This is a genomic window from Collinsella ureilytica (genome assembly GCF_019795105.1).
Lineage (GTDB): Bacteria > Actinomycetota > Coriobacteriia > Coriobacteriales > Coriobacteriaceae > Collinsella > Collinsella ureilytica.
Map to the genome: position 1 here is coordinate 69,216 of NZ_JAIMFO010000009.1, position 17,554 is coordinate 86,769.

Annotated in this window: 10 protein-coding genes; 7 read left to right on the top strand and 3 right to left on the bottom strand. The window is 52.6% G+C overall.

The window, feature by feature from the left end:
• Position 1: 1 nt before the first annotated feature.
• Both K6V98_RS08070 and K6V98_RS08075 read right to left on the bottom strand, forming a co-directional pair.
• On the bottom strand, positions 2 to 1,381 hold the full coding sequence (locus K6V98_RS08070) for an ATP-binding protein (RefSeq protein WP_222200018.1): 1,380 nt from the start codon (positions 1,379 to 1,381) through the stop codon (positions 2 to 4).
• Positions 1,368 to 3,203: a TerB N-terminal domain-containing protein gene (locus tag K6V98_RS08075; RefSeq protein WP_222200019.1), complete on the bottom strand. Its 1,836-nt coding sequence runs from the start codon at positions 3,201 to 3,203 to the stop codon at positions 1,368 to 1,370. The genes K6V98_RS08070 and K6V98_RS08075 overlap by 14 nt, the downstream gene beginning before the upstream one ends.
• Before the next feature lie 149 nt (positions 3,204 to 3,352).
• Here K6V98_RS08075 and coaE point away from each other — a divergent pair, with 149 nt between their 5' ends.
• The 6 genes from coaE (at position 3,353) to K6V98_RS08105 (ending at position 11,856) form a co-directional block, all read left to right on the top strand.
• The gene (coaE, locus tag K6V98_RS08080; protein WP_222200020.1) at positions 3,353 to 4,075 is read left to right on the top strand and encodes a dephospho-CoA kinase; all 723 of its coding nucleotides are present in this window, start codon (positions 3,353 to 3,355) and stop codon (positions 4,073 to 4,075) included.
• On the top strand, positions 4,062 to 4,658 hold the full coding sequence (locus K6V98_RS08085) for a lytic transglycosylase domain-containing protein (RefSeq protein WP_222200021.1): 597 nt from the start codon (positions 4,062 to 4,064) through the stop codon (positions 4,656 to 4,658). The genes coaE and K6V98_RS08085 overlap by 14 nt, the downstream gene beginning before the upstream one ends.
• A gap of 458 nt (positions 4,659 to 5,116) precedes the next feature.
• Positions 5,117 to 7,324 (top strand): excinuclease ABC subunit UvrB, encoded by a 2,208-nt coding sequence (gene uvrB / locus K6V98_RS08090; protein WP_222200047.1) that lies wholly within the window; start codon positions 5,117 to 5,119, stop codon positions 7,322 to 7,324.
• 130 nt (positions 7,325 to 7,454) lie between these two features.
• Positions 7,455 to 9,320: an LPXTG cell wall anchor domain-containing protein gene (locus K6V98_RS08095; RefSeq protein ID WP_222200022.1), complete on the top strand. Its 1,866-nt coding sequence runs from the start codon at positions 7,455 to 7,457 to the stop codon at positions 9,318 to 9,320.
• Positions 9,321 to 9,666: 346 nt separating this feature from the next.
• A complete protein-coding gene (locus K6V98_RS08100) occupies positions 9,667 to 10,518 on the top strand; it encodes an Mrp/NBP35 family ATP-binding protein (protein ID WP_222200023.1) in 852 nt (283 codons plus the stop codon).
• Positions 10,519 to 10,560: 42 nt separating this feature from the next.
• On the top strand, positions 10,561 to 11,856 hold the full coding sequence (locus K6V98_RS08105; RefSeq protein ID WP_306792861.1) for an NAD(P)/FAD-dependent oxidoreductase: 1,296 nt from the start codon (positions 10,561 to 10,563) through the stop codon (positions 11,854 to 11,856).
• Here K6V98_RS08105 and K6V98_RS08110 read toward each other — a convergent pair.
• Positions 11,848 to 14,127, bottom strand: a complete 2,280-nt coding sequence (locus tag K6V98_RS08110) for an LTA synthase family protein (protein ID WP_222200024.1) — start codon at positions 14,125 to 14,127, stop codon at positions 11,848 to 11,850. The two genes, K6V98_RS08105 and K6V98_RS08110, sit on opposite strands and share 9 nt — an antisense overlap.
• Before the next feature lie 194 nt (positions 14,128 to 14,321).
• On the opposite strand from K6V98_RS08110, the gene uvrA reads away from it, so the two are divergent.
• Positions 14,322 to 17,213, top strand: coding sequence for an excinuclease ABC subunit UvrA (gene uvrA / locus K6V98_RS08115; RefSeq protein WP_222200025.1), 2,892 nt, complete (start codon positions 14,322 to 14,324; stop codon positions 17,211 to 17,213).
• Positions 17,214 to 17,554: the final 341 nt, after the last annotated feature.

The window sequence follows — 17,554 nt, forward strand, 5'->3', positions numbered from 1 at the left end:
GCTAGAGCGTAAAATCGGCAAAGGGATCATGTGCAGGCTCGCTCGCGCCGAGCACATCGTTAGGCTCTGAGGCGCGAGACCCTGTGCTACCAGGATTGTTGCCAGTATCTGTGCTGCCGAGTGTTCTTTCGGGAGCTATAAAGCCAATGCGCGTCCCTTGCTCTTCCGGGCGATGAGCAATGAGCTCAGAAAAGCTTGCGTCTGGCGTTTGCCAGGCAATATCGAGCAGCTCAATAAAGTCACGAATCACCTCACGCGGAGTGAGATGAGTGGAGGCACCGACGCGCTCGAACTCCACCTTCAAAAAGGCGATAAGATCTTCTTCATCCGGCAGACGATCATAGCCAAAGTATCCTGCATGAATTTGAGAGAGCTTCTCAATGAGAACGAGGAGTTCTTCGTAGGTCAACGGATGCAGATGAATAATAGGTGCCAACATATCGCGCATGCCCTCTTGAGCAAAGCGCCCTGAGGTGAGACGGCTCCTGAGTGCCTCATAGGAAAAGACGCCACGTCGGCGGTCTTTAATCGCGGTTGGTGTGCCTCCTACAATGATGCCGAGGTGCTGTGCTCGCCCTTGGAGGGTGTCGTTATACATGGTAAGGAGCTTCTCGTAATTGTACTGGCGAGAAATTGCATGCGGGATCTTATAGAGGTTTACCAGCTCATCGATGAGAACGACGAGTCCACGATAGCCTGCTGATACCAAGAGAGCAGCCAAGAGCTTGATATGGTCATACCAGGTTTCATCGGTAATGATTGAGGTCACGCCAAGATCGGCTCGAGCTTCTGAGCGTGTTCGATACTCACCTCTGAGCCAGCGAAGAATTGCCATTCGCTCCTCATCGTTGCCCTCCTTGACGCTTGCGCGGTAGCGCATGAGCATGCGCGTAAACTCAAAGCCACCGATCAGCTCAGTTAGGTTTTGTATGGAGGTAGCCGCCGCTGCGTCCTCGTCATATGCTTCAACCCAACGGTCAAGGAGTAAGGGGAGTGCTCCTCCTTCTGGCCGTGTACGAACGGAGAGATGCCCTACAAGTTCACGGTAGGTGGCCAGACCCTGACCTTGGCCTCCTTGGAGTCGACGCTCAGGGGAGAGGTCGGCATCGGCTACAGCAAAACCTTCTCCCATGGCGTGGGTGCGGATGGTTTGGAGCAAAAAGCTCTTACCAGCTCCATACCGCCCTGAAATAAATCGAAAACTTGCTCCACCAGAGCCAATAAGATCAAGGTCTGCCAAGAGTGCGCGAATTTCAAGTTCGCGTCCAACGGTGATATATGGCAGGCCAATACGGGGCACCACGCCGGCTTTGAGTGAATTGAGAATTGTTGCGGCAATACGCTTGGGTACGCGGGGGATGTCGGTGTTATGAGATGCCATCACGTATGATCCTTTCCAACTCTTCACGATATTCATCTACGACTACCGGTCCTGTTGCGCCATATTCAAGCGCGGTATCTCCAAGCAGGTCAAAGAGGGCTTCATTTATACAATCAACCATAAGATCTTCTGAGCGCCCACTGCTGGCACAGATGGCCTTGGTTTGATCGATATCGTGTGCAAGTAGGGCTGCAAGATAGACAAGCCACGCTGTGCTCTGCTCATCTTGCGCCTCGGTAGGAGCTTCTTTGTTAGAGCAAATCGGTAGCACGTCAAGCTGCTCAGCTGTGGCAGGAGCGTTTTGATGCTCATGTGTGCGGGCATGATGTGCACCGCTGGGCTTTTCGCTCTTCGGCGTATCAATTTGGGTGCCATGAAGAGGGGCGCTCTGAGATTCACGCTCCACAGATGACTGCATGACATGCCTCGTTTTGATACGTGCACATCTGCCGGATGTGCTTTGCGCCTGAGCTTGGGCGCTTGACATACGTGGGTTTTCAAAAGCAGGAGCCTGCTCTCGTTCTTCATCGGTGAGCAGAGATTCACGGGTTTTTTCAGCTGCTTGCCTGATACCAGAGAGCTTGGAGCGATCAAATACCGGGCGTGCATGAATGAGCTCTACACGATCATCAATCGCTTCGTCAATGAATCGTTGCATATAGATGGGTGTATTGAACCAGCGCGGCATCGATGGGAGGTCAAGCGCATCTCGAAAACTATTGTCAATAGGATTAAGAAGAGCGGCAAGCCGGTCGTTCGGAAGGTCTGCATCAAGCATACCCGTGAAGAACCAGTCTCCATCTTTACACTCAAGGCGAGTGAGCTCGCCAAATTCTGCAATACAGTCTTTGTGCCGAACGTTCTCATACAAAGGAAGGCGCATAAAGATGGGATAGGCATAGGTCGTCTGCGTGCCAAATAACGATTCAATCAAGCCAACTTTTCGTCTATCGCGGTAATGACAAGCAAGACGGATCCATACCATAGCTACGACCCACGCCAGATCCTCAACGTAAGGGGCCATATCGTTTCCCTGGCCGATGGCTATGGGTACCAAGGCATTCAGTGAGTCGAGCAGCGCTTGTGCTTGCTCAGGGCTGATATGAATATCTGGGGCGCGTTTGGTGCGCCGCTTAGGTGGAAGAGCAGCAAGTGCCTCATCAGTAAAGCGCATGACGTTGATAAGGTGTTTGTCATACATAGCCTGTGCAGGTTGTGTAACGAGGTCAAGATCAAGGTCATGGTAGACCACATAATCGACGAGCCAGATATGCAAGAGTTCAAGATCATCGTTCCAGAGGCGCATGGCATCAGCGAGCTGCAAACACGTGCGATACATGGTTGCAAGCAAACGGTAGCCCTCCCACGGATCGGATACTCCTGCCCCGCAGAGGATCTCGGCAAAATAGAGATAGATAAACTTAAAATTTACCGGCTGAATCTCGCCTTTGCGTACCTGTGTTCTCCAATACAGATAGCTCCTCAGCTGCCGATCATTTAAATCTACGTAATACGGTAGGTCACCGTGATAGAGGCAATAGTTTTCTTCATGCTCTTCCCAGTCTGCGAGGAAATGAGCCTGCTCATAAAAGAGCTCTTCAGGAGAGATGCGAAATTTGTGCCCGTATTCATCCGTCTTCCAGGAAGAGATGTTTCTGAACTGACGCAAGCGCGCTTTTGCTGACTTGGATAATTGGGTGCCCGTCATAATCAAAGGCTCTTCTCGATGAACCTCGTCTGACCATCGGGAAAGCTTGCGACCAGATGAACTGTCCAGAATTTCATCAATGAGGGCAAGAACATCAATATTGCGGTTGTTCATCCAAGCCCCCTTCGGACATTGATTCGGCTGAAAAGCTGAGGCAGCCTGTAAGGAGCAGTATACCAGCAAAGCAAACAAACGTTCGCTCAACTGGCACGCAATGCGCGTTTGAAATGTTTTGGTGAGCCTCTGTGAAATGGTGTCACGAGATGCAAGGGACGGAGCTCAAACGGTGGGGTCGCTCGCGTGGAGTTCAGAAGAAGGGACGGTATGCGCTTCTCGTCTTGCGTGAGATGGGGCAAAATACATGGGCTATGGTCACTATTTTTCTCATAGGCTCGATTGCGTCGGGCAAGTCTTTGGCTGCTCGTGCCTTTGAGCGCTTTGGTGCGTACCGGATAGACTTGGATGAGCTGGCTAAGTCCTTGTATGAGCCAGGCTCAGATCTGGTGCACGCACTTGCAGATGAGTTTGGATCTGAGGTGCTCGAAAAGGACGGTAGCATCAATCGCCCAGCCTTAGCGCGCCTTGCTTTTGCGACCCCTGTTCAGGCAGCGCAACTGTCTGCTTTAGTGCTTCCGCCGTTGCAGAAAAAACTTGCCGCAGAGCTCGCCCGTGTAGCTGCTCAGGCGCGTTATAGCTGTATCGTGGTGGAGATGTCGGTTCTTCTTGGCTATGAAGCCTTGCTTGCCCAAGCCGATCGGGTTGTTGGCGTTACCGCCCCTTACGCGCTCCGGCGCACCCGCGCGTCTGCGCGTGGTATGGATCCGGCAGAGTTTGATCGCAGAAATGCCTTGCAGGCAGATGATGAGACACTGCGTCGATTCGCAGACCGTATGATTGCTAATGAGGATGGGGAGGTGGATCTTGTCAAGAGCGTCAAGGACATCCTCAGAGCGTCCAAGATCGAGGCGGCAGATGGATCGCACTAAGATCCGTCGTCCTCGTCTTTTTACCTGGTATCGCGTGCTTCCGCTTGCAGCGGTTCTGATTATGGGTCTCGTGGCGTTTTGCTATTCATTTGCACCGGGTCTTCTCTTCAAGTCGCTCTACCCCTTTTCCTATGAGGAGGAAATTGTAGCGTCAGCAACGCGGCATGGAGTTGATCCGTATTTGGTTGCAGCAGTGATTCGCACTGAGTCAAGCTGGGATGCTTCGGCTGTATCTTCAAAGGGTGCATGTGGCCTCATGCAGCTCATGCCCGAAACTGCCAGTGATATGGTGGCTAAGGGCTTTGTTGATGGCGAGGCATATGATGCTTCGAACTTGACTGATCCTGCAACAAATATTGAGTTTGGCTGTGCGTACCTCTCGTATCTGATCACCTATTTTAAGGGAGAGACTGATCGCGCAATTGCTGCGTACAACGCCGGTATGGGCAATGTTGATCAGTGGCTTGGTGAGCATACCGTTTTACATAACGCCATTACCTTTCCAGAAACGCAAACCTATCTTGCGCGGGTTAATAATGCGCGCGAACGATACCGCCAGATCTATCCCAATGCCTTTGTATGATGTGCTTTGACTGCACACGTCGCGCCAACTTCATGCAGTAGCGTGTGCCCTTCTTCTTCACGTGTGTTTTCGCATGAACTGCTTCACAAGAGCCGCTTCGCAGGTTGAGGCTCGCCAACTTCGTGTGGGGGCGTCGGCATCTCTTCTTCACACGCATCTTCGTATGAGGTGTTTCGCAGGTTGAGGCTCGCCAACTTCATGCAGTGGCGTTTGAGTCTCTTCGTAAGTGTCATCTCGCATGGGCTGCTTCATAAGAGCCGCTTCGCGTCTTGAGGCTCGCCTTATGCGCAGCGAGCCGAACACGCGGCTCATTCTGTGCTTTTTGCTTTGCCTTGAGAACGGGTAGGATGAAGGCCAATAAGGTGATGAGTACGGTGCATGAGGGCGGCTAGGAAATCTACCTTCTGTGCTAAAAGGAGAATACGCGCGTGGCGAAACATAGAACGGCGGAGGTTGAGATGGAAGCAGGTTCGAGCATGGCTCGTGTTGGTGGAGAGCTTCGCCGTTTTGGTCAGTCGACAGGCGATGCCCAGTTTGAAGTGAGCTCTCCATTTGCCCCGGCAGGAGACCAGCCGGAAGCCATAGCGTCTTTGGTAGAAGGTGTGCAATCGGGAGATCGCTACCAGGTCTTGTTAGGTGTTACGGGTTCTGGCAAGACGTTTACGATGGCAAAAACTATTGAGGCTCTCGGCAAACCAGCTCTGGTTATGGCGCCAAATAAAACCTTGGCAGCGCAGCTTGCCAGTGAGCTTAAGGAATTCTTTCCTCATAATGCCGTGGTCTATTTTGTGTCGTACTACGACTATTATCAGCCTGAAGCCTATGTTCCTCAGTCAGATACCTTTATCGAAAAGGATGCTTCGATTAACGAAGAGGTAGAAATGCTTCGCCATCAGGCAACGGCAAGTTTGCTCTCACGCCGCGATGTCATTGTGGTGGCCTCCGTTTCTTGCATCTATGGCATTGGTAGCCCAGAAGACTATGCAGGCTTAGCTCCAAACGTAGACAAAAAAGTTCCACTTGAGCGCGACGACTTTATCCATTCGCTGATTGATATCCAATATGATCGCAATGACTATGAGCTTGCGCGGGGTACCTTCCGGGTACGCGGCGATGTGGTGGACGTCTTTCCTCCCTATGCTGAACACCCTTTGCGGTTTGAGTTTTTTGGCGATGAGGTTGAGCTGATTGCTGAGATCGATGAGGTTACCGGCGAGATCTTACGCGAATATGATGCGGTGCCGGTTTGGCCTGCATCTCACTATGTAACAGAGAAGCCCAAGGTTACCGCCGCCTTGAAGACCATTCGAGATGAGCTGGAGAGCCGAGTAGCAGAGCTTCGCGCTGCGGATAAGCTGCTGGAAGCCCAGCGCCTGCAGCAAAGAACCGAGTATGACCTTGAGCTGTTGGAAACCATGGGTTTTTGCACCGGTATTGAAAATTACTCGCGCCATCTGGATGGCCGTCGTCCAGGTGAGCCTCCGTTTACTCTCATTGACTATTTCCCCGAAGACATGCTCTGCATTATTGATGAGAGCCATGTAACCGTGCCTCAGATTCGTGGCATGCATGAGGGTGATCGCTCGCGCAAAGTAACCTTAGTTGAGCATGGCTTTCGCCTGCCTTCTGCCCTCGATAACCGCCCGCTGCGTTTTGATGAGTTTGAGGCGCGCATACCACAGTTCATCTATGTTTCTGCAACGCCGGGAGACTATGAGCTTCGGGTTTCTCAAAATGATGTGGAGCAGATCATTCGCCCCACAGGGCTGCTTGATCCACAGATTGATGTGCGCCCTGTGCGTGGGCAGATTGATGATTTATTAGATGAGGTTCGTGAGCGCGCAGCTCGCGGTGAGCGTGTACTGATTACCACATTGACCAAGCGGATGGCCGAAGATTTAACCGATCATATGCTCGACGCTGGCATTAAAGTGAACTATATGCACTCAGATACGGCGACGCTGGATCGCGTTGAGATTCTGCGTGATCTGCGCCAGGGAAAGATTGATGTGCTGGTGGGCATTAATTTGCTTCGTGAGGGGCTTGACCTGCCTGAGGTATCGCTTGTCGCTATTCTTGATGCAGATAAAGAAGGCTTTTTACGCAACCGCCGTTCGCTCATTCAGACCATTGGTCGTGCCGCTCGTAATGCAGATGGGCACGTCATTATGTATGCCGACACTATTACCGATTCTATGCGCCAAGCAATCGATGAAACAAAGCGCCGCCGTACTATCCAGGCTGCCTTTAACGAGAAGCATGGCATTGTGCCCAAAACAGTTCATAAGGCCGTGAAAGATATTTCAAGTTTCATTGCTGAGGCGGTCGAGAACGTGGGTTCAAAGGATCGTGTGGATGGTGTGTTTTTGAGTCCGGCAAAAGAGGGCGATCAGAGCAGGTCAGATTGGGCTGACTTTGATATTGTAGCGATTCCAGATGAGGCTTTACCCGAAGTGATTGCGTCTTTAGAAGCTGGGATGCGTGCGAGTGCCGAGGCGATGGATTTTGAGCACGCGGCTCACCAACGCGACCTATTGGTACAGCTCAAGGCACGACTCGAAGGTGGCAGTGAACGAGAGATCATTGATGCATTAAAGCAGGATGCTCGCAAGGGCTCCGTTTTTGCAGGACAGCGCAAGCGGCGCGGATTTACGCCACGCATGTAAGGTTCAAGCACGGATGCCTTCACATATGAGCGTGGTCGACGCTCGTATGCTACCTCCACGATCATATATAATGCTGCTACTGCGAGAGGGATGATTCATCCCGCAGCTTGATTGAGGAGGTTCCTTTCGTATGAAGCGTGGTTTGACGACCGGGCGTGCAGCAATCGCTGCGGTGCTTGCGTACTCGATGGTAGCAGGGCCGGTTCCTGCTATTGCTGCTGGCTTAGCAACTGAGTTGCCACAAGCATCAGCGGCAGCAGGAGCATCGGGTGGCGGAGGCTCTATCGGAGGTGGCAGCTCTTCTGGTGGAGGAAGCTCGTTTGTTGAGGTGCCTCAAGCGCATGCTCCGGTACAGGCTGGAGCAGAGGAGGGAGAGGCGGCAAGTGCCGATGGCGCAGCTGATATTGCCGTGCCTGCAGGTGCAGCCGATCCTGCAGCACCTGCTGCGACTGATCCCGCTTCTGCATCGCCAACAGATGCGCTCCCTACTCATACACAAACGGCAAGCTCGGCTGATCCGCAAGTGCAGCCCCTTGCTTCACCGCTCGAAGCAAATCCTACATCAGAGCCCCGAGCAAACGCTTTAGATCAGGCACAGCCCGCCTATCCAAAGACGGGAAGTCCTGAGTGGGAGGCACTTGCGCCTGAGCAGAAGCAGGCAGCTTCTGCCAATTTTTATGGTATGGATCCAGAGCTCAAGCGCTTCTATGAACCGCCGAAAGGGATTGAAGCAAACCCGCCCATCGAGATTCAGTATTGGCGGAAGCATCCAGTAACCGGAGAGATGCAGCGACTCCCGGTGAAGTTCTTCTCTACGAATCTCATTCCGGGTGAGCGGATATATGCCTTTATGCGTCTTGATACCAATGGTAAAGATGTCTATATGCGCAATCAGCCGCGTGTGGGATTTGCGTTCCATGCACGCACGCTCATACCAGGTGCAGATGGGAAAGGTAAGCTTGCTCCGTATTATTCGCTCTTAACGCCTCAAAACGTTAAGCTTGATGGTCAGCCAAGTACGCTTTGGTCAAATCCCACCGAGAGCTATATTGAGCAATCGAAAAGCATCTGGCCGACGCCTCGCAAAGATATCAAAGCCTTTGGTCATAAGATGATCGAAGAGCATGTTGAGCCGGGAGTGCTCCACTATATTTCTTTTGAATATGAGATTCCTAAAAATGTGTGGAGCGGAGCCTTTAGTTATGGCTCAGGAAGCACGGGCACCAGCGGCGACTACAACAATACGATTGGTGCGCGCGCAACTGGTTTTAAATTTGGACCGATGGCCTCTATGGATGTGCGCTATGTATTGGATAGCGACTACCGCAAGGCCTTAGGCATTAAAGAATCTGAAGAGAAAAGCCCGCTGGTTGCCCGCAAAAAGCAGGATTCTTACGATTTAATTCAAGCGCTTGAAGGCAAGCAAATTGCCAAGAAGAGCCCGCTTTGGCATGACGGCTATGAGGAGTATCTCTTCCCGCTGAAAGATACGTATCGCATGCATGACAAAGACGGCAATGTTGTGACCTTGGAGAACAAATATTTCTCGTGGGGTCCTGCAACCTATCCTATGGAAGAAAAGCCTACCTATCAATCGTTGCTGCGCAATATTGAGGGCTATCGCTATGTTGCTGATGACTTTGAGCTGAATACGAATAAGTTCTACGCGGATGGCAAAGAGTCTAAGCTGCCGATGTTTGATTACGATTATGACCCGGTGACTGGCACGATTAAGTACACGAGGCATTTCTATGTAACCTACGAGAAGTTGCCTGAGCCGCCAACGCCTCCGGTAACACCGCCTGAGCAGCCGCCCGCAACGCCTCCGGCACCACCTGCGGAGCCCCCGGCAACACCACCAGCGCCTCTTGCTCCGCCTGCGCTGCCAAAAACTGGTGATGCTTCAGTCATAGCGGGTAGCTTGGCACGTGTCGCTGGCATTGCCGCCATGCTCGGAGGAGCTCTGCGTCGGCGCAAGAAAGATATGAACGCCTGATCTTGTGTGTTGAGCGGCCTGCTTGTTTTGGCAGCGTGATCCTGCCTTCGATCCTGTATTACGAGATCGTTCGCCATATTCGCTGACTCGTAGTAAAGCAGTACCTGGGCGCGCAAGATGCCGCCTTAAGAGTTTGCCTGCACGTTCGCTGGTTCGCAGTCAGGTAGCACGTGGCGCGCGTGATGCCGCCGTCTGAGGATCACCCACCATTTCTCCCGGTTGAGCTATGTGCTGAGCCGGAGGTTCCTGTACAGCCCGCTTGAGGCTCCCTCACGCTTGCGCTCTGCTCTGGGTACAATGGGCGCATATACAGATACATCTGCAGGCCATGATGAAAGGACGTCCTATGGGATGTGAGCACCGACAAGCTGCTGGAGCAGATGCAGCTCCTCTGCAGTTTGATGAAAATAGCCTCTCTGAGGTCAAGCGTGTGATTGCGGTTCTTTCGGGCAAGGGCGGTGTTGGCAAGTCGCTCATTACAGGAGCCTTGGCTGTAGAGCTTGCTCGCCAAGGGCATTCGGTTGGAATTCTTGATGCTGATATCACCGGTCCTTCGATTCCACGGATGTTTGGGATGGCTGGTAAGCGCGTCGGCGGCATTGGCAAACTTCTCTTGCCTGAGGTTTCCGAGCATGGCATCAAGGTAATGTCGAGCAATTTGTTGCTTGCTCATGAAACTGATCCCGTGCTTTGGCGCGGCCCTATGATCGCGGGTGCAATTCGCCAATTCTGGTCAGAAACGAGCTGGGGGCCTCTTGATTACCTCTTGGTTGATATGCCACCGGGTACCGGCGATGTTGCCCTCACGGTATTTCAGTCACTGCCAGTTGATGGCATTGTGATTGTGACAAGCCCACAAGATCTCGTCAGCATGATTGTGGCCAAAGCAGTGAATATGTCTGAGCGCATGGATTTGGATATCCTTGGCATCGTAGAGAATATGAGCTATGTCATCTGCCCTGATTGTGGCAAGAAGCTTGAGGTATTCGGGTCAAGCAAGCTCGATAAGGTGGCGGCCGAACATGACCTTGAGATCTTGGGGCGTCTGCCGCTTGACCCTGATCTTGCTGCCGCTTGTGATGCGGGTGTTTTAGAGGATCGTCTGCCAACAGGTATCTTGCCCGATGCGGTAGCTGCTGTTGAAGCGCTCGTTCCAAAAAGACAGAGCGAGGCTTCCGCTGATCCTCAAGGCAACTAATTGAGTTTGGCATCGCACAACGTTTGGGATAAGGAGTACGGTTTGGAAAGCGGGCAGGGTGCGGACTATGACGTTGCCATTATGGGCGGCGGAGCTTCGGGGCTTGCCGCAGCGATTGCATCTGCTCGTAGTGGTGCTCGGGTGCTGGTGATAGAGCGCGATATTGAAATTGGCACCAGTCTGCTCGCTACCGGCAATGGACGCTGCAATCTTTCAAATGATCATCTCCATCCTGAGCATTATCTGCATCCAGAAGCTGCTCGAGCGGTTATGGGTGCTTCTCCCGAAGCGGAGCTTGCTGACTTTTTTGCAAGCATTGGCCTGCCAACGACCTCGATAGATGGCTGGCGGTATCCGCTTACCAAGCGTGCGGCGAGTGTGCAAGCGGCGCTTTTAGCTGCATGCAAGCGTGAGCAGGTTGCTCTACTTTGCGCATCTACGCTTGAGCGTGCTCAAAAGACGCGCGATGGCTGGATCTTAGAGGTGCGGGTACCAGAGGGCGACTTTACGGCAAGTCCTGCCTCCTCAGCGTCAAGCGGTGTGTCAGAGTCTGTAGCGCGTCGCCGTGCTCGTCGACGGGCGCTTGCTGCTGCACCTACCGTTCTTAAGCGTATTTGTGCTCACTGCGCCATCTTAGCTGTTGGAGGCAGATCGGCAGCAGCCTGCTCAATCTTTGATCTTGAACATGAGCCAGAAGAGCCAGTATTGTGCCCGATAGCCTGCGAGCCAAAAGACCTTGGGGGCTCGATGTGGGCACCGTTAGATGGTCTGCGTATAGCTGCCTCAGTTCAGCTGCTACGTCTCGGTCAGCCCATCTATGAGGAGGCGGGAGAGCTTCTTTTTCGGCCTTACGGCATCTCGGGAATTATGGCCTTTAATCTCTCACGTCGGATTCAAGCAGCAGATGAGCTTGCCGTTGATCTTGTTGCATGCCTTACCGATGAAGCGCTTGGGCGCGATCTGGCCTGGCGCGCTCAAAACCTAGCGCCAAAACCTGACCAGGCGAGCTGGTTTACCGGTCTGCTCGCGCCTGCTTTAGCAGATGTGGTGCTTGCCGCTTTACACAAGAGCGGCAAACCAGTGCATGAGCTCGTACGGAGTTTTCCGCTCAAGGTTTTGGGTAGGGCAGAGGAGCGCTCAGCCCAGATACACCGTGGCGGTATTCCGCTGTCCACCGTTGACTTGAAGACGCTTTGCCTCAGGAGCGGCTTGTATGCTGCAGGTGAGGTACTTGATCAAGATGCAGATTGTGGCGGCTTCAATCTTGCCTGGGCATGGATCTCTGGTCTGCGTGCCGGATATGCCGCTGCACATGCAGTGAAGGTACGTTTACCGTAGGGATTGACCAATGGCTCGGTAGTGAATGTGCTGGAAACTATCGAGCGCAGCCGTCCACGGCCTTGCATCATCTAAACGGTATTTCAGTCCGTCGGCTCCTTGGATACCAAAGGCACTGACGGCAGGTAGCTCCTGTCGTAAGGCAAGTTGCGCCTGCTGGTACGGGGACAAGGGAGCTCCGATAATCTCAAGTAAGCGAGCGGCAAGGGCGCTGGCACCAATGACTGGTCGCTCTTCGCTTGGAGCCTCCGCCGCCTCTTCTTCACCTGCTGCAGCATGCTCGTCTGCCGTGTACGTGAAGCCTGCTGTTCCTTTCGCGCCGTCGTTGTCACCTTCTGCTGGCATGCTCTCAGGCTCCGAGCTGCCCTCACCTTGCAGTTCGTAGTTTGTCCAGATGAGGTAGGGCGTTTCGTAAATACGGAGGAGATGGTCGGCAGATTCTTCGTCCTCGTCAGGATAGAGCGCATCGTTTAAGGGCTTACTAAAGCTGGGCTGATGGTCTCCAAAAAATACTAGAGCAACGGGGCGATCAAGGCCGCGCAACTCTTCTATCAGATAGGCGAGATCCTCATCAGATCGCTGCATGCAGGCAAGATAGACATTGAGTTCTGAGATAATACCTTCATCATCAATGCCGACGGGCACAATGCCTGGCTTATCCTTTTCTGGAACCGTATCAGCTGCATAGCCACCGTGGTTTTGCATGGTGACATCAAACACAAACTGTGGCTCGGGATTGTTTCTCAGCCGATCAAGAATGGCGTCGTAGGTTGCGCGATCCGAAGTCCAGTTGTGGTAGGTAGGCGCATCAACAAAGGCATGGTCATCCAAAAACGTATCAAAGCCCATTTCGGGGTAGACCTTGGCTCGGTTGTAATTAAAGCCAAACTGCGGATGAATGGCGCAGGTAGACCATCCGGCCTCACCAAGTACACGCGGCAGGGTTTGGAGATGGTTAAAGCGATAGAGCTGATAGGGCACCTTGCTTGACCCCACAAATGCCATGGACGCTCCAGTTAAAAACTCAAACTCTGTATTTGCGGTACCACCGCCTACGACCGAGACCAAAAGACTGCCACGCTCTTTTGCATCTGGGATGGAATTGAAAAGGACAGGACCGGTATAGCCAGCCTCGGCAAGTGCGGGAAAGCGAGACAGGTCAGAAAAGGTCTCATTCATAATGGCGATAATTGAGGGCGTTTGCTCATGAAAGTACTGAGATGCTGCAAGGCGCTCAGGAGTAGCTCCTGGACCCTCATGCCACGTTGCTGCCAAGCGCTCGGTGAGTTCATCGGCTTCAGATGCGGTATAGCCTTCAGGGACTTTAATCGCAAAATCTTGCAAGATAGAGGTAAAGACGGGGATGAATCCACTGGCCCTATAGCTTGAGAGGGGATCCCAGCGGCTATAGCCGATTTGGAGATCTCGATCGAGCTGAACCGAGTGATAGAGCCCTTGTCCGATCAAAATAACGAGCGCTGCTGCGGCAAGATTGATACTCACACGGATCGCACGAGAGCGAAGATCTTTTGGCAAGCTCTCGGGGCGAGCTGGCCAGATGAGTGAGAGCAGGGTCAAACAAAGCGCGATGAGCGGCAAGATAGATACAATCGTCCGCGTGATCGTGATCTCATAGCCTGAGCCTACGGCAACAGCGGTGCCTGCGGCCAGAAGATCGCTCGGCAAAATTGCTGCCGCCTTAAACTCAATGACATAGTGCTGAATAATGCCGAGGGCTGCCACACCAAGTAAGACGAGGGCACAAAGACCGCCGGTGCGCTGGCCAGCAAAATAGGCAATCGCAAAGGCAATGAGGAGTATGATGACGGCAACGAGGAAGGGCAGGATGCCAATTGTTGCCATTTCTTCATTCCACGGAGCTTCAATTAAACAAACACCAAGAATAGCCACGACGAGGATGATGCTGGAGTCACGAAGCGCGGTAACCGCAATGCGGCCAGTCTGGCTTAAGGTAGCAATGCGTTTGGCAACAAGTGGTCGAAGCAAGGTGAGTGCCCCAAGTGCGGAAATTGAGAGGGAAACGAGACCAATAACAAGCCATCCAGGCTCGTTTTCTACCTGGCTATTAAAAATGAGGACTGCAAGTGCTATGAGAAGAGCCGCATGGGGAAGCGCTGAGATAATGAGGGCAAGATCGAACGTTTTATGTTGCTGATACGTACGAACACAGGCAAAGCTCATGCCTCCAATAAGAAGGAACAGGGAAAATAAGGGCCACAGGCCATAGATTGTTGGGGTCGCCTCTACCATGGACCAACAACACCTCGCATATGAGTTCCAAAGCAACGTACCTTCTGGCACGCGGATCCACCCATCATACCGGATAGAGCAAACAGACCGTGAATCACCTATGATCTTCTCAAGTCCGAACATATGTGCGGGTCTTACGGGGTAGACTGATGGCTGCACATTACTGCGGTAAGAACACACAGGAGATCAGACGTATGTCAGAAGAATCGTCCATTGTCATACATGGGGCGCGCGAGCATAACCTACAAAATATTGATATCACCATTCCACGTGGCAAACTCGCCGTTATTACTGGCCTTTCGGGTTCAGGTAAAAGCTCCTTGGCTTTCGATACCATCTATGCTGAGGGTCAGCGCAGATACGTTGAGTCGCTCTCAAGCTACGCGAGGCAATTCTTAGGGCAGATGGATAAGCCCGACCTCGATTCAATCGACGGATTATCCCCAGCGGTTTCCATTGATCAAAAAACGACATCAAAAAATCCACGATCGACCGTAGGCACGGTAACAGAGATTTATGACTATCTTCGTCTGCTTTTTGCGCGGGTAGGCACCCCGCATTGCCCTGAGTGCGGGCGGGTGATTGAGCGCCAAACCACCGATCAGGTAGCAGACAAGATTTTGGAAGCTGCTGCTGGTCGGCGTGCTTTGTTGCTGGCTCCGGTGGTTGTTGGTAGAAAAGGCGAGTTTGCCAAACTGTTTGCCGAGCTTAAACGCGAGGGCTTTTCTCGCGTTCGCGTAGATGGCGAGGTTCGCAGCTTAGATGAGGCGATTGAGCTTGATAAGAAGTTCAAGCACACCATTGAGGTGGTCGTAGATCGTATTGTGGTGCGCCCCGATAGCCTGGGCAGGATCGCTTCTGCTGTTGAGCAGGCAACTATGCTGGCTCACGGCAATGTAGGTGTTCATCTCTTGCCTGAGCGAGATGCTCCAGAAGGCTCTGTGGGGGAGACACTCAGCTATTCGCTTGCCCTTTCCTGTCCTGAGCACGGGCATTCTATTGACGATTTGCAACCCCGAGATTTTTCATTCAATGCTCCGTATGGAGCCTGCCCGGACTGCGATGGCCTGAGCTTTAAAAAGGTTGTTGACGCAGAGGCCTTAATTGAGAATCCTGAGCTTTCGGTTGAAGAGGGTGTATTTGGAAGCTTCTTTGGTAAGTCCAATTACTATCCTCAGATTTTTCGAGCACTCTGTATCCATTTAAAGGTTGATCCAAAAACGCCGTGGCGTGATCTTCCGGCTCGAGTACAGCGTGTCTTTTTAGACGGCATGGGCGATAAAAAGATGCGGGTCGATTATCACACGCAAGATGGTCGTGATACGCATTGGTTTACCACCTTCTCCGGTGTTCGAAATATCTTGTTCGAGCGATCGGTAGAAACCACGAATGAGGCTACAAAGGCCAAGCTTGAACGCTATATCAGAGAAGAGCCTTGTGGGTCATGCAAGGGTGCGCGCCTGCGTCCAGAGATGCTGGCAGTTACGGTGGGCGGTCGCTCAATTTATGAGGTCTGCTGTTTGTCGTGTAAAGAGAGTCTTGCCTTTTTTGAGTCCTTGGAACTGTCTGAGCGCCAGCTTTATATTGGCGGGCGAATCGTAAAAGAGATCTTAGAGCGTCTGCGCTTTTTGGTAGACGTTGGTCTGGACTACCTAACCCTTGACCGTGCTTCTGCCACCTTATCGGGTGGTGAGGCACAGCGTATTCGCCTGGCTACCCAAATTGGTGCAGGGCTCATGGGAGTTTTGTATATCCTCGATGAGCCCTCCATTGGCCTGCATCAAAGGGACAATGAGCGTCTCATTGCCACCCTGGAACGACTTCGCGATATTGGCAATACCGTCATCGTGGTTGAGCATGATGAAGATACGATTCGTGCAGCAGACTATGTGGTGGATATGGGGCCTGGAGCAGGTGAGCACGGAGGCAAGATTGTTTGCGCCGGAACGCCTGCCGAGATTATGGCCTGTCCCGATTCACTCACTGGTCAGTATTTGTGTGGGAAACGCATAGTACGCCTTCCGAGTGAGCGCAGGCACCCGGGCAGGGGGGCGCTCAAAATCACAGGTGCCTCATGCAATAATTTGCAGCATGTACGGGCAAGTATTGAATTTGGCACGTTTACGGTCGTTACCGGAGTTTCGGGTTCGGGCAAATCAAGCCTGGTAACCGACACCATCGCGCCTGCCTTAACGAATGCAATTCATCGCTCAGGGCGACCAGTAGGTGCCTATCGCAAGCTCGAAGGTGTTGAAGAGATCGATAAGGTCATCGATATTGATCAGTCACCCATTGGCCGCACGCCTCGGTCAAATCCTGCAACCTATATTGGTCTTTGGGATGATCTCCGTGCCTTGTTTGCGAGTGTCCCAGAGTCAAAAGCACGTGGTTATGCGCCTGGGCGTTTCTCCTTTAATGTGGCTGGAGGCCGCTGTGAGGCCTGCAAGGGAGATGGTCAGATCAAGATTGAAATGCACTTTTTGCCCGATATATACGTGCCCTGCGAGGTCTGTGGTGGCAAGCGTTATAACCGCGAGACCTTAGAGGTCACGTATCGTGGCAAGTCTATTGCCGATGTTTTGGACATGAGCGTTACTGAAGCCCTTGCCTTTTTTGGCAATATTCCTCAGGTCAAGCGCAAGCTTCAGACTTTGTACGACGTTGGTTTGGGATATGTGCGCCTCGGACAGCCCGCCACAACGCTTTCTGGAGGTGAGGCTCAGCGCGTTAAATTGGCCAAGGAACTACACCGCCGCCAGACTGGCAAAACCTTCTATATCTTGGATGAGCCTACGACTGGTTTGCATTTTGATGACGTACGTCAGCTCATAGATGTCTTGCAGCGCTTGGTAGATGCTGGCAATACCGTCTTAGTTATTGAGCACAACCTTGATGTGATCAAGGTTGCCGATCGCATTATTGATCTTGGTCCAGAGGGCGGATCGGGCGGTGGCACTGTTGTTGTTTCAGGCACACCTGAGCAGGTAGCTGCCTGTGAGCAAAGTTATACCGGTCGCTTCTTGGCACCCGTGCTCGAGCGGGATCGTGAGCGCCAAAACGAGCTTGATGCAGCTGAGATGAACTGAGTTTGTTTGCGGCACGTTGCTCGCCGCTGCACTGAGTTCGTTCATAGTGGTGCACTCACGGGCTGACCCCACGTGCTGCGCTTGGCTTACTTGCTGCATTGCATTCGACTGTTGTGGTGAGCGAGTTTACGACAGGGAGCTCATACGCTGCACGAAGTCACTCGCAGCACGTTGCGCTCTGCACGAAGTCGCTTACGCTATCGACGTAGTTGCGCCTGGCATCTGCCGTGATGCCCGTGTGCCCTCGAGAGCCTTGAATGAGGTTTTCGAGGGCATATTCATGACTCACCCTTATTTATACGGATAACTATTCGATACATTATCGAAACATTCAAGAGCCC